The sequence below is a fragment of the Pseudomonas salicis genome (genome assembly GCF_057128705.1).
The window spans coordinates 367,435-380,507 of record NZ_JBSKHU010000001.1 but is presented as its reverse complement, the minus strand read 5'-3'; the positions used below and the strand labels follow the sequence as shown (position 1 = coordinate 380,507).

Here is a 13,073-nt window from a genome sequence, read left to right as displayed (position 1 = left end):
TGCAGGCCATGTTTTATAAGGGTTTTTGGGTTTCGCCCTGCACTCACGGGAACGGGGCGGAGGTTGCGTCATGCACAAAATTGTAGGAACGAATTCATTCCGGGCGCTCGGACGGATGACTGAGACAGGCGATACATCTCCATCGCCTGAAACATCGCCTCGCGAATGAATTCGCTCCCACAAGTGATCGCGGGGTGTCAGGTTCTGCCGACATTCCGCGTATCACAGATTCTCATACCGGTTCATGTCCAACACCCCCGCCTCACGCGGTTCGGTCTCCTGAATGTAGCGGTCCAGGTCATGGAAGTAGGTCCAGAACAGCGGATGGCTGCGGCGCACGCCCCACCGCTCGACGATCTTCTCGAAAGCTGTCTTGTGCTCGCGGGCCTGCTCCATTGCGTCGACGAACGCGTTCACTTCGTTGGCCGGGATGTTGAAGATGAAATTCGGGTAGCTGCTCAACACACCCGGGTAGATCGTCAGCGTGTCCAGCCCCGGCTGGTAGCGGTACGCTTCGCCGAGCAGGAACGCGACGTTGCTGTGGGCGCGGTTGCGCAGCAGGCTGTAGACGACGCGTTTGCCGTTTCCGTCCTGAATCCGCAGCATCGTCGCTTCCGGCAGTTGATCAATGACCCGCAACCCGGCCGCCGGACGCGACACCAAGCGGCTCAACGACTGCTCCACATCGCTGAACACCGGCCCTAGACCCGGACGCGAGCAATACGCGCCGGTGCAGCGGTTGATCGGATCAGGGGCAGCGTTCAACGTCCCTGCCCGCTCGATCAGCTTGCGTTCGAAGTCGCGCTTGGGATCTTTTTCGTCCAGCTTCAGGCCGGTCGGCGTGTCGTCGTCGATGGCCTGATAATCCAGCCACATCTTCACTTTGCCGCTGTCCTGATACCAACTTCCGAGAATGTCGTCGCGCTTGTCGGCCGGCATCAGACGCAGGAAGTTAACCTCGGCACCGTTGCGGATCAGATCGAAGTACAGACGGGTCTGCACCTGATGGGACACGTTGCCGTAGACGTCGAAGTTGACCACCAACTGGTAATAGGTGCGCTCCAGCAGCGGGTAGTCGAACAGCCAGACCGTGGTCGGCAGGTCGCCGATGAGGCCCTTGTTAACGGTGGCGCTGTCGAAGTGACGGAAAATCGTGAGCAAGGCATTGTCGTTGCCCGCCCACAGCGTCGCCCAGCCCGGTGGCGGCATGTGCGCGTAGGCGTCGCTGCGCAGGTCTTCATAGGCGTTGCGCTTGTTGCGGTAGTCGTGCCACAGGCTCAACACGCTGCCGACGTCGTCGTTCTGCCCCGGCATCGCCAGCAACGGCGTGGCCTTGCCGCGATACACCGCATCGGTGATGTAGCGGTCATGGGCCGGTTCCTGGAACAGCGCCCAGAAATGGTCGCGAATCACGTCGGTGGCGATCTGACCCCGACAGACAGGCCCGCGAATGAAGGTGCGCACGAAGTATTCGGCGTTATCCAGCATGAACTGGTAACGCGCCACGGCCGGGATTTCCTTGAACGTGTCGAAGGGGTTGGCCCGACGCTGAGGGCCATAGCCCGGCAGCTGCGTGGCGTGCCAGTCGCCGCTGTAAAACAGCTGCTTCACCCGCGCCAGTTTCTGCGGCCCCATCGGGTAGGTGATGTGGGTTTTGTGCACGATGACGCCCTGAATGGGCATCAGGCGGTAATAGAAGGTGGTGCCCGGATCGTCATCGGGGCGACGGGTAGCGATGAGGTCCACCGGCTGGCCGCTTGGCGTCCGTGAACGCACCCACTGGAAGAAATGCCCCTGCTCGCCGTCAGTGAAATAGACGTGGGCCAGGAACAGGTGCTCGTACAGCCAGCGGGCCACCAGCGCCTCGGTCGAACCGGGCCGGTTGAACAGGTTTTCCCACTCGGTGATTTCCGCCGCCTCGCCTGCGCTCGGCTGCACCGGGGTTTGCTCGACCGGCGCGCCCTGGGCTAGCCAGGTTTGCAACGTGGTGTACTGCGCGTCGCTCAGGCCGGTGACCGCCAGTGGCATGCCCTGCCCAGGGTGCGACTTGGCGTAGCCGTCGAACTCCTGAGGCAATGGGCACATGTTCTCGCGATTAAGCCCCAGCACGATGTCGTCCGGCAGCTTGGCATTGGGGACCAGCGGCGCGCTGTGGCCGAATTCGAGCATCTTCGACAGCAACGCCGCCTGATTGCTCTGACCGTCCAGCACCGAATAGAAGCCTTTCTTGCGCCAGGCGTCAGGGCCTTCGGCGTCGTAGAAAATCCGCGTCGGTGCAATCGCCTGACTGCGCTCGCCCTGATACACGGGCACCTTGGACGCCCCGCGCAACACCCCTTCCCCGCTGCCCAGGTTCAACTGGCAGGCCGCGTCGTTGCAAGCATGGCAGGCCACGCATTTCTCGGTGAAGATCGGCTGGATGTCCCGGCTGTAGGAAATGGCGGGATGGGGAACAGAAGACGGCGGAAGAGGTGATTGCGCGAACGCCGCACCGCATAACAGAAGGGCCAACACCGTGGCGAACACGCGATGCAACATGGAACGGACGTCCTGATAGAAAAAACCTGCGACGATTCTACCCGTGGCGAGCCGCCATCAACATGAGCAGAATTCATCTAAATCCTGCGACGGTTTAAAACCGTACAGGTTTGCTATTATTTCGCACCTTTCAGCGTCCCCTTTTTTTCGTATTTCTTCGTCCGGGTAAGCCAATGTCAGATCGCAACGCGCGTCTTCAAGCACTTCAACAAGCTCTCAAGGAACGCATTCTGATTCTCGATGGCGGCATGGGCACCATGATCCAGAGCTATCGGCTGGAGGAAGAAGACTACCGGGGCAAGCGCTTCGCTGACTGGCCGAGCGACGTCAAGGGCAACAACGACCTGCTGGTCCTGACCCGCCCGGACGTGATCGGCGCCATCGAGAAGGAATACCTCGACGCGGGCGCGGACATTCTCGAAACCAACACCTTCAACGCCACTCAAGTGTCCCAGGCCGACTACGGCATGGAAGCGCTGGTCTACGAGCTGAACGTCGAAGGCGCACGCCTGGCCCGCAAGGTCGCCGATGCCAAGACCCTGGAAACCCCGGACAAGCCGCGTTTCGTCGCGGGCGTGCTCGGCCCGACCAGCCGCACCTGCTCGCTGTCGCCCGACGTCAACAACCCCGGCTACCGCAACGTCACCTTCGATGAACTGGTGGAGAACTACACCGAGGCCACCAAAGGCCTGATCGAAGGCGGCGCGGACCTGATCCTCATCGAAACCATCTTCGACACCCTGAACGCCAAGGCCGCGATCTTTGCCGTGCAAGGCGTGTTCGATGAAATCGGCTTCGAACTGCCGATCATGATTTCCGGCACCATCACCGACGCCTCGGGCCGCACCCTGTCGGGCCAGACCACTGAAGCGTTCTGGAACTCGGTGCGCCACGCCAAGCCGATTTCCGTGGGCCTGAACTGCGCGTTGGGCGCCAGCGAACTGCGCCCGTACCTGGAAGAACTGTCGAACAAGGCCGAAACCCAGGTTTCCGCGCACCCGAACGCTGGTCTGCCAAACGAATTCGGCGAATACGACGAGTCGCCTGCCGAGATGGCCAAGGTGGTCGAAGAGTTCGCCCAGAGCGGTTTCCTCAACATCGTTGGCGGCTGCTGCGGCACTACCCCGGCGCACATCAAGGCCATCGCCAACGCGGTGTCCAAGTACCCGCCGCGTGTCATTCCGGAGATTCCAAAAGCCTGCCGCCTCTCGGGCCTGGAGCCGTTCACCATTGATCGCAGCTCGCTGTTCGTCAACGTCGGCGAGCGCACCAACATCACCGGTTCCGCCCGTTTCGCCCGCCTGATCCGTGAAGACAACTACACCGAAGCGCTCGAAGTCGCCCTGCAACAGGTCGAAGCCGGTGCCCAGGTGATCGACATCAACATGGACGAAGGCATGCTGGACTCGAAGAAGGCCATGGTGACCTTCCTCAACCTGATCGCAGGCGAGCCGGACATCTCCCGCGTGCCGATCATGATCGACTCCTCGAAATGGGAAGTGATCGAGGCTGGCCTGAAGTGCATTCAGGGCAAGGGCATCGTCAACTCGATCAGCATGAAAGAAGGCGTCGAGCAGTTCATCCATCACGCCAAGCTGTGCAAGCGCTATGGCGCCGCGGTGGTGGTGATGGCGTTCGACGAAGCCGGTCAGGCCGACACCGAAGCGCGCAAGAAAGAAATCTGCAAACGCTCCTACGACATTCTGGTCAACGAAGTCGGCTTCCCGCCGGAAGACATCATCTTCGACCCGAACATCTTCGCCATCGCCACCGGCATCGAAGAGCACAACAACTACGCGGTTGATTTCATCAATGCCTGCGCCTACATCCGCGACGAGCTGCCGTATGCGTTGACTTCGGGTGGCGTGTCCAACGTGTCGTTCTCGTTCCGGGGCAACAACCCGGTGCGCGAGGCTATTCACTCGGTGTTCCTGCTGCACGCGATCCGCAACGGCCTGACCATGGGCATCGTTAACGCTGGTCAGCTGGAAATCTACGACGAGATCCCGGTCAAGCTGCGTGAAGCGGTGGAAAACGTGGTCCTTAACGTCAATGAGGAAGGCACTGAAAAGCTGCTGGCCATCGCCGACGAGTTCAAGGGCGACGGTTCGGTGAAAGAAGCCGAAACCGAAGAGTGGCGCGGCTGGGAGGTCAACGAACGCCTCAAGCACGCGCTGGTCAAGGGCATCACCACCCACATCGTCGAAGACACCGAGCTGTCGCGCCAGTCGTTTGCACGGCCCATCGAAGTGATCGAAGGCCCGCTGATGGCGGGCATGAACGTGGTCGGCGACCTGTTCGGCTCGGGCAAGATGTTCCTGCCGCAGGTGGTGAAATCCGCCCGCGTGATGAAGCAGGCAGTCGCGCACCTGATCCCTTTCATCGAAGCCGAAAAAGGCGACAAGCCGGAAGCCAAAGGCAAGATTCTCATGGCCACGGTGAAAGGCGACGTGCACGACATCGGCAAGAACATCGTCGGGGTGGTGCTGGGCTGTAACGGCTACGACATCGTCGACCTCGGCGTGATGGTGCCAGCGGAAAAGATCCTGCAAGTGGCCAAGGAACAGAAGTGCGACATCATTGGCCTGTCCGGCCTAATCACCCCGTCGCTGGACGAAATGGTCCACGTCGCCCGTGAAATGCAGCGTCAGAACTTCAGCCTGCCGCTGATGATCGGCGGCGCGACCACGTCCAAGGCGCACACGGCGGTGAAGATCGAGCCGAAGTACAGCAATGACGCCGTGATTTACGTTACCGATGCTTCACGCGCCGTTGGCGTGGCGACGCAGTTGCTGTCGAAGGAGCTGAAAGCCGGCTTCATCGAAAAGACTCGCGCCGAATACGTCGAAGTCCGCGAACGCACCTCGGCCCGCAGCGCCCGCACCGAGCGCCTGAGCTACAGCGCGGCCATCGCCAAGAAGCCGCAGTTCGACTGGGCGGCCTACCAGCCACACACGCCGACCTTCACCGGGGTCAAGGTGCTGGAAGACATCGACCTGAACGTGCTGGTGGATTACATCGACTGGACGCCGTTCTTCATCTCTTGGGACTTGGCGGGCAAATACCCGCGCATCCTTACCGACGAAGTGGTCGGTGAAGCCGCGACCTCGCTGTTCAACGACGCTCAGGAACTGCTGCGCAAACTGATTGACGAGAAGCTGATTCGCAGCCGCGCGGTGTTCGGTTTCTGGCCTGCGAATCAGGTGGACCACGACGACATTCAGTTGCTCGACGACAACGGCGAGCCGCTCGCCAAGCTGCATCACCTGCGTCAGCAGATCATCAAGACCGACGGCAAGCCGAACTTCTCCCTGGCCGACTTCGTAGCGCCCAAAGACAGCGGCGTGACCGACTACGTGGGCGGTTTCATCACCACGGCGGGCATCGGCGCTGAAGAGGTGTCCAAGGCGTATCAGGACAAAGGCGACGACTACAACGCGATCATGGTCAAGGCACTGGCGGACCGTCTGGCCGAAGCCTGCGCGGAGTGGCTGCACCAGCAAGTGCGTAAAGAGTATTGGGGTTACGCCTCTGAAGAGCAGTTGGACAACGAAGACCTGATCAAAGAGAAATACGTCGGCATCCGCCCTGCCCCCGGTTATCCGGCGTGCCCGGACCATACCGAGAAAGGTGTGCTGTTCGACCTGCTCGACCCGACCCAAGGTGACGGTAAACCGGGCATCAGCGGTGTATTCCTGACCGAGCACTACGCGATGTTCCCGGCGGCAGCTGTCAGCGGCTGGTACTTCGCTCACCCGCAGGCGCAGTATTTTGCGGTGGGCAAGGTCGACAAGGATCAGGTCGAAAGCTACAACGCCCGCAAAGGCCAGGAAATGCGCGTGACCGAGCGCTGGCTGGCGCCGAACTTGGGGTATGACGAGTAACGTCGCTCCCGCGCAAGCCTGCTTCTGCCGAAGGCGTAGATACCGCAGCGCGGACCGTGAGCTATCCTCCTTGGATACAAGGAGGATGTCATGGAACCCTCATCCAACGATTCCCCTCAACACCCCGAAGATCCCAAACCACCCACCTTCTGGCAGATGCTGCACAGCGTCATGGCGGCAGCCTTTGGCGTCCAAAGCCACAAGAATCGGGCGCGGGACTTTACCCATGGCAAGCCCTCGCATTTCGTGATCATGGGCGTGGCATTCACGGCGATTTTCGCGTTGGTGTTGTTGGGTATCGTGCAACTGGTGCTGTATTTCGCGCTGAACTGATAGCGGCGCTCAGTTGGACGTTTCCAGCCGCACGAAGGGGTACGTCACGCTCGGCGGGCTGTGACCCCCGACAAACTCACGCACGTCAATGTCGTAATCGTCGCGGGCATTGGCCTGCATGAAGTGCACGCTGTCGCGACGCTCCCTGATCTGCATCGCGCGCACGATCCATGAGCCGATGGCCTGACGGGTTTTGGGGTCAGCATGATCGTAATCATTCAACAGCACCAGCGCCCAGCCGCCCAGCGTGAAATGCCCGCCCGCCACCACCGTCAGACGCCCTTCCAGCAAGGCTTGCAAGGCTGCCGTGGAGTCGTTGATGGTGCCGAGCCAGATGTCCTTGCCAGGCTGCTTGCCCGCCTCGCGAACAGCATCGATGACACCAAACGCCATTTGATCGCTCGCCGTCCAGATGAGGTGCACATTGGGGTAGCGCTTGAGCAGCACTTGCGCCTGTTCATACGCACGGTCCCGGCGCCAGCCCCCAAGGACGATCTGCCGAAGACGTATCTCCGGGTGTTCGGCCAAGGCGCGATAAAGGCCGCGCTCGCGCTGCAACGACACCGGCGTGCTGTTGGTGCCGGAAAACGCCAGCATGTCGATGGTCTGGCCGGGCAGCACCGGAGGATGCGAGTCAATCAAACGCTTGGCGACGAGATACCCGCCCTCCTCGTCGTTGGCCACCACACTGCCGAGGAAATCTGGGTAGCGACTGTGCAGGTCGCCGAGAATGGCCAGTTGGTCGTCTGTGAACGTGTTGTTCACTGCCAGCAGTTTCACGCCGCTGCCCACGGACAGACGCAGCACTTCCGGCGCCACATTCAGCTCATTGGAAAACACCAGATAATCCGGACGCGGGCTGCCCTGCAACGCGTTGCGCGCGAGGGTCAGCAAGGTGCGCGTATCGCGATCGGTGTAATAGACGGTCAGGTCCATGCCCAGGCGACTGGCAGCCGCCTCCATGAATCGGGAATAGCTGTTCCAGTAAGGATCAGGCGTCGAACCCGGATTGAGAAACACAACCGACGCGGCCCAGGCACCGCCCAGCCACAGCCAGCCCACGACGCCAATGAGGCAGCCACTGAAAAACCTGATCATGGACACCGAGCCTCAACGCCATAAAGTATGCAGACGACCTTGCACAGGTCTGCTTATACCTTATCGGCAGCGGCCGGGTAAGTTGTACCCCGCGTCAGCCCGGAGTCCGCGCTACTGGTGACTGACCCAGAAAACGGCGGCCCCCACGACGAGTACGATGAGAAAGAAAATCGCCCAGGCATCTACATGACTGTCGGACTTGGCAGTTTTAGGGTGGTGGTTGCTCATTGCATCGCCTCTTGTCGGTCTTATGGGTGATTGCAGATCCAGCCCGCCGGAGACGGTTGACCCCGGCTGTCTCGTGAGTAAAGTTGAGGCGTGTCCTTATCACAAGGGGGACTGTGGGCAACTGACGAAGCGCTTAGCACGTTCGGTTCTTTGCTTATATTCAAACATCACTTTTGCGCATATCCACAAACTGGTAACCTCCGCCCGGCCTCGTTGAGGCTGCGCGACCGTGCGCGCAGATTTGTCGGGACATCCTGAATGCAGGCGGCATCGCATCGCCTCTCAGATCATCCAGACAGCAGTGAACCGCCTGAGAACAGGACCACCATGTACGTATACGACGAGTACGATCAGCGGATCGTCGAGGACCGCGTCAAGCAGTTCCGCGACCAGACCCGCCGCTATCTGGCCGGCGAACTCAGCGAAGAAGAGTTCCGCCCGCTCCGCCTGCAAAACGGCCTCTACATCCAGCGCTTCGCCCCGATGCTGCGCGTGGCGGTGCCTTACGGACAACTGACTTCGCGTCAGACACGGATGCTGGCGAAAATCGCCCGCGACTACGACAAAGGCTACGCGCACATCAGCACCCGCCAGAACGTGCAGTTCAACTGGCCCGCGCTGGAAGACATTCCCGACATCCTCGCCGAACTGGCGACCGTGCAGATGCACGCGATCCAGACCAGCGGCAACTGCCTGCGCAACGTCACCACGGACCAATTCGCTGGCGTCGCTGCTGACGAACTGGTTGACCCGCGCCCATGGTGCGAGATCGTGCGTCAGTGGACGACCTTCCACCCGGAATTCGCCTACCTGCCGCGCAAGTTCAAGATCGCGATCAACGGTTCGACGTCCGACCGCGCTGCCATTGAAGTGCACGACATTGGCCTTGAGCCGATCAAGAACGCTGCGGGCGAGCTGGGCTTCCGTGTACTGGTCGGTGGTGGCCTCGGTCGTACGCCGGTGGTGGGTGCGTTCATCAACGAATTCCTGCCGTGGCAAGACCTGTTGAGCTACCTCGACGCCATCCTGCGTGTGTACAACCGCTATGGCCGTCGTGACAACAAGTACAAGGCCCGGATCAAGATTCTGGTCAAGGCCCTGACCCCGGAAGTCTTCGCTGAAAAGGTCGAGGCCGAAATGGCGCACCTGCGCGGCGGCCAGACCACCCTGACCGAAGCCGAAGTGCACCGCATCGCCAAGCACTTCGTCGACCCCGAGTACAAGGCCCTCGCTGACCACAGCGCGGAACTGGCTCAGCTCGACAAAGAGCACCCGGGTTTCGCCCGCTGGCGCACCCGTAACGTCCTGGCCCATAAAAAGCCGGGCTACGCGGCCGTGACCCTGTCGCTTAAACCCACCGGCGTGGCGCCGGGCGACGTCACCGACAAGCAGCTGGACGGCATCGCCGACCTGGCCGACCGCTACAGCTTCGGCCAACTGCGCACCTCTCACGAGCAGAACGTGATTCTGGCCGACGTCGAGCAGAGCCAACTGTTCGCGATGTGGGGCGAGCTGCGTGAGCAAGGCTTCGCGACCCCGAACATCGGCCTGCTGACCGACATCATCTGCTGCCCTGGCGGTGACTTCTGCTCGCTGGCCAACGCCAAGTCGATCCCGATCGCCGAATCCATCCAGCGCCGTTTTGACGACCTGGACTACCTGTTCGACATCGGTGAGCTGGACCTGAACATCTCCGGCTGCATGAACGCCTGCGGCCACCACCACGTCGGCCATATCGGCATTCTGGGCGTGGACAAGAAAGGCGAAGAGTTCTATCAGGTTTCTCTCGGCGGCAGTGCCAGCCGGGACGCAAGCCTGGGCAAGATTCTTGGCCCGTCGTTCGCACAGGACGCCATGCCGGACGTGATCGAGAAGCTGATCAACGTCTACGTCGAAAAACGCAACGAAGACGAGCGTTTCATCGACACGTACCAGCGTATCGGCATCGACCCTTTCAAGGAGCGCGTCTATGCAGCGAATCATTAAGAACAACGAAGTCATCGACGAGACCTGGCACCTGCTGCCGAAGGACACCACCCTCGACGGCCTGTCCAACTGCGACGACCTGATCGTGCCGCTGGCGCTGTGGCGTGACCACGGCCATGCGCTCAAAGCCCGCGATGGTGGCCTTGGCGTGTGGCTGGACGCCGACGAAGAAGCCGAGGAAATCGGTGAGGACGCCAGCCAGTTCCAGGTCATTGCCCTGAACTTTCCGGCATTCACCGACGGCCGCAGCTACTCCAATGCGCGTCTGCTGCGCGACCGCTACGGCTTTAAGGGCGAACTGCGGGCCATCGGCGACGTGTTGCGCGATCAGCTGTTCTACCTGCGCCGTTGCGGCTTCGATGCCTTCGCCATTCGCGCGGACAAAGACCCGTATGAGGCGCTGGAAAGCCTGAAAGACTTCTCCGTGACCTACCAGGCTGCCACTGACGAGCCACTGCCGCTGTTCCGTCGTCGTTGATTCGACGCTGAAAAGCGAGCAACAAAAAGCCCCGGTTTCGTGAGAAGCCGGGGCTTTTTTGGGGGCAGACGCAGCCTATCTGGAGGCATGTGAAGAATCTGTGGGAGCGAATTCATTCGCGATGCGAGGGTACATCCGACAGAGACGTGTCGGTCATCACGACCTCTCGCGAATGAATTCGCTCCCACAGGGTTAAACGAACGCCCGAACTTTCCTTACCAGAACCGCTGCTGCATCAACCGGCTCCACCAACCTGTCACCAGACGATCCACCGAGCCGCTGGCCGCCAGGCCCACGCGCTCCTGCAAACTCTTGCGCTCGGCATAGTGCAAATGGAACACGTCGGCGGTCTTGGCCTTGTCAGCCAGGTATTCGTCGCTGGTCTTCAATTCATCTACCAATTGCTTATCCTTGGCGGCCATGCCCAGCCAGACTTCACCGGTGGCCACTTCATCGATCTGCAATTGCGGGCGGTAGCTGGCGACGAAGTTCTTGAACAGCTCGTGAGTAATGTCCAAGTCTTGCTGGAATTTTTCGCGGCCCTTCTCGGTGTTTTCGCCAAACACCGTCAGCGTGCGTTTGTATTCACCGGCGGTCAGCACTTCGAAGTCGATGTCATGCTTCTTCAGCAAGCGATTGACGTTCGGCAGTTGCGCCACCACGCCAATGGACCCCAGCACCGCAAACGGCGCGCTGATGATGCGATTGCCGATACAGGCCATCATGTAACCGCCGCTGGCCGCGACCTTGTCGATGCAGATAGTCAGCGGAATGCCCGCTTGGCGAATCCGCGCCAGTTGCGACGACGCCAGACCGTAGCTGTGCACCATGCCGCCGCCACTTTCCAGACGCAGCACTACTTCGTCCTTGTCGGTGGCAAGGGTCAACAGTGCCGTGATCTCATGGCGCATGCTCTCGGTGGCCGAGGCCTTGATGTCACCGTCGAAATCCAGCACATAGACGCGTGGCTTGACCACCGGCTGTTTCTTGTCCTTCTTCTGCTCCTTGGCCTGGGCCTTGCGCAGCGCCTTCAGGCGGGCCTTGTCCAGCAACGAGCCTTCAAGGCGGTCGCGCAGGCCCTTGTAGAAATCATTGAGCTTAGTCACGTGCAACTGACCACCGCCGCCACGACGACCGCGCCCGCGCATGGACGCGATGACGACCAGCACCACGACAATCGCGACCACCACCGTGACGGTCTTTGCCAGAAAGCTGGCGTAATCGAACATGAACTCCACAGAAACTCCTTACCTGTACGTCTGATCCGGGACAGGATCGCGAATGAGCCCAGCATACCGGCGTGCCTTGCGCCGGACCAGTCGCGCAACCGTCAAAGATCATGACAATCGACCAATTCAAACAAGCGTATGTTTTTTCATTGACAGACCCTGCACCGTCCTCATAACCTCCCAACACTTTCAACGTACCGGGACGACGCGGACGTGGGCAGCATCTATCTGATACGACATGGCCAGGCTTCCTTTGGTGCGAACGATTATGACGTTCTGTCGCCGACCGGTTATCGCCAGGCCGAAGTCCTCGGCGCGCACTTGGCGCAGTTGGGTCTGACGTTTGATCGCTGTCTATCGGGCAACCTGTTTCGTCAACGCCACACCGCCGAAACGGCGCTGGCGCAAATGGACGCCGCAGGGCTTACCACGGCCCCGCTGGAAACCGATACTGCCTTCAACGAATTCGACGCCGAAGCGGTGATCCGCGCCCTGCTCCCCGCGATGTTGAGCGATGAGCCGCACGCGTTGGAGATCATGCGCAATGCGGCGCACAACCGCGCTGAGTTTCAGCGCCTGTTTGCGCTGATCGTCGGTCGCTGGCTCGGCGGCGAGCACGACACCCCGGCGCTGCAAAGCTGGTTGGCGTTCGTCGAACAGGTGAAGGCAGGCCTCGACCGGATTCTTGAGAGCGCCAGCCACAACGACCGCATCGCCGTGTTCACCTCAGGGGGCACCATCACCGCCCTGCTCCACCTGATCACCCAGATACCTGCAACCCAGGCATTCGAACTCAACTGGCAAATCGTCAACACCTCGCTCAACCACCTGAAATTCCGGGGTCGCGAGGTGTCCCTGGCTTCCTTCAACAGTCTTGCGCACCTGCAACTGATGAAGGCGCCGGAGCTCATCACCTACCGCTGAGCCCGGCCAATCGCACCCGCAAGGTGCCAGCAATCACTCATATAAAAGGATGACCCCATGACCTCCGTAGCCGACGCCGTACAAGCCATGAAAGCCAAGTTCAACCCGGAAGCCGCTGCGGGCCTGGACCTGGTGTTCGGTTTCCGTATCGACGAAACCAAGAACTTCTCGCTGATCGTCAAGGACAAGACCTGCGAGCTGCAGGAAGGCGAAAACCCTGACGCCCAAGTGACCCTGGTCATGGACGGCGAAACCCTGGAAGGCATCGTCAGCGGCGAGACCGACGGCATGCAGGCCTTCATGGGCGGCAAACTGCGCGCCGAAGGCGACATGATGCTGGCGATGAAATTGAGCGAGCTGTTCCCGTCATAAACC

9 protein-coding genes are annotated in these 13,073 nt (G+C 60.7%); 6 read left to right on the top strand and 3 right to left on the bottom strand.

Annotated elements, in window-relative coordinates; genetic code table 11:
- Positions 1–222: 222 nt before the first annotated feature.
- The gene (locus tag ACWKWE_RS01765) at positions 223–2,538 is read right to left on the bottom strand and encodes a fatty acid cis/trans isomerase (RefSeq protein ID WP_483849419.1); all 2,316 of its coding nucleotides are present in this window, start codon (positions 2,536–2,538) and stop codon (positions 223–225) included.
- Between the two features lie 173 nt (positions 2,539–2,711).
- Here ACWKWE_RS01765 and metH point away from each other — a divergent pair, with 173 nt between their 5' ends.
- Together metH and ACWKWE_RS01755 are read left to right on the top strand one after the other, a co-directional pair.
- Positions 2,712–6,422: a methionine synthase gene (metH, locus tag ACWKWE_RS01760; protein WP_483849418.1), complete on the top strand. Its 3,711-nt coding sequence runs from the start codon at positions 2,712–2,714 to the stop codon at positions 6,420–6,422.
- A gap of 90 nt (positions 6,423–6,512) precedes the next feature.
- A complete protein-coding gene (locus ACWKWE_RS01755) occupies positions 6,513–6,755 on the top strand; it encodes a DUF2970 domain-containing protein (protein ID WP_166595535.1) in 243 nt (80 codons plus the stop codon).
- A gap of 9 nt (positions 6,756–6,764) precedes the next feature.
- On the opposite strand, the gene ACWKWE_RS01750 is transcribed toward ACWKWE_RS01755, so the two are convergent.
- Entirely contained in the window at positions 6,765–7,853 is a 1,089-nt protein-coding gene (locus ACWKWE_RS01750) for an ABC transporter substrate-binding protein (RefSeq protein WP_483849417.1), read from the bottom strand.
- Between the two features lie 555 nt (positions 7,854–8,408).
- Here ACWKWE_RS01750 and ACWKWE_RS01745 point away from each other — a divergent pair.
- Both ACWKWE_RS01745 and ACWKWE_RS01740 read left to right on the top strand, forming a co-directional pair.
- Positions 8,409–10,067 carry a nitrite/sulfite reductase gene (locus ACWKWE_RS01745; RefSeq protein WP_166595533.1) on the top strand — a complete coding sequence of 553 codons (1,659 nt, stop codon included), beginning with the start codon at positions 8,409–8,411 and terminating at the stop codon, positions 10,065–10,067.
- Entirely contained in the window at positions 10,051–10,545 is a 495-nt protein-coding gene (locus ACWKWE_RS01740; protein ID WP_166595532.1) for a DUF934 domain-containing protein, read from the top strand. Before ACWKWE_RS01745 ends, ACWKWE_RS01740 begins: the two co-directional genes overlap by 17 nt.
- Before the next feature lie 215 nt (positions 10,546–10,760).
- Here the strand turns inward: ACWKWE_RS01740 and sohB are convergent, their stop codons facing one another.
- Positions 10,761–11,783 (bottom strand): protease SohB, encoded by a 1,023-nt coding sequence (gene sohB / locus ACWKWE_RS01735; protein ID WP_166595531.1) that lies wholly within the window; start codon positions 11,781–11,783, stop codon positions 10,761–10,763.
- A 204-nt stretch (positions 11,784–11,987) separates the two neighbouring features.
- Between sohB and ACWKWE_RS01730 the strand changes: the two genes are divergently transcribed.
- Positions 11,988–12,698, top strand: a complete 711-nt coding sequence (locus tag ACWKWE_RS01730; RefSeq protein ID WP_483849416.1) for a histidine phosphatase family protein — start codon at positions 11,988–11,990, stop codon at positions 12,696–12,698.
- A gap of 57 nt (positions 12,699–12,755) precedes the next feature.
- The gene (locus ACWKWE_RS01725) at positions 12,756–13,070 is read left to right on the top strand and encodes an SCP2 sterol-binding domain-containing protein (protein WP_166595529.1); all 315 of its coding nucleotides are present in this window, start codon (positions 12,756–12,758) and stop codon (positions 13,068–13,070) included.
- Positions 13,071–13,073: the final 3 nt, after the last annotated feature.

Bases quoted from the DNA above. Each gene is read 5' to 3' on its own strand.
- ACWKWE_RS01765 (WP_483849419.1), bottom strand. From the start codon at position 2,538: ATGTTGCATCGCGTGTTCGCCACGGTGTTGGCCCTTCTGTTATGCGGT.
- metH (WP_483849418.1), top strand. From the start codon at position 2,712: ATGTCAGATCGCAACGCGCGTCTTCAAGCACTTCAACAAGCTCTCAAG.
- ACWKWE_RS01755 (WP_166595535.1), top strand. From the start codon at position 6,513: ATGGAACCCTCATCCAACGATTCCCCTCAACACCCCGAAGATCCCAAA.
- ACWKWE_RS01750 (WP_483849417.1), bottom strand. From the start codon at position 7,853: ATGATCAGGTTTTTCAGTGGCTGCCTCATTGGCGTCGTGGGCTGGCTG.
- ACWKWE_RS01745 (WP_166595533.1), top strand. From the start codon at position 8,409: ATGTACGTATACGACGAGTACGATCAGCGGATCGTCGAGGACCGCGTC.
- ACWKWE_RS01740 (WP_166595532.1), top strand. From the start codon at position 10,051: ATGCAGCGAATCATTAAGAACAACGAAGTCATCGACGAGACCTGGCAC.
- ACWKWE_RS01725 (WP_166595529.1), top strand. From the start codon at position 12,756: ATGACCTCCGTAGCCGACGCCGTACAAGCCATGAAAGCCAAGTTCAAC.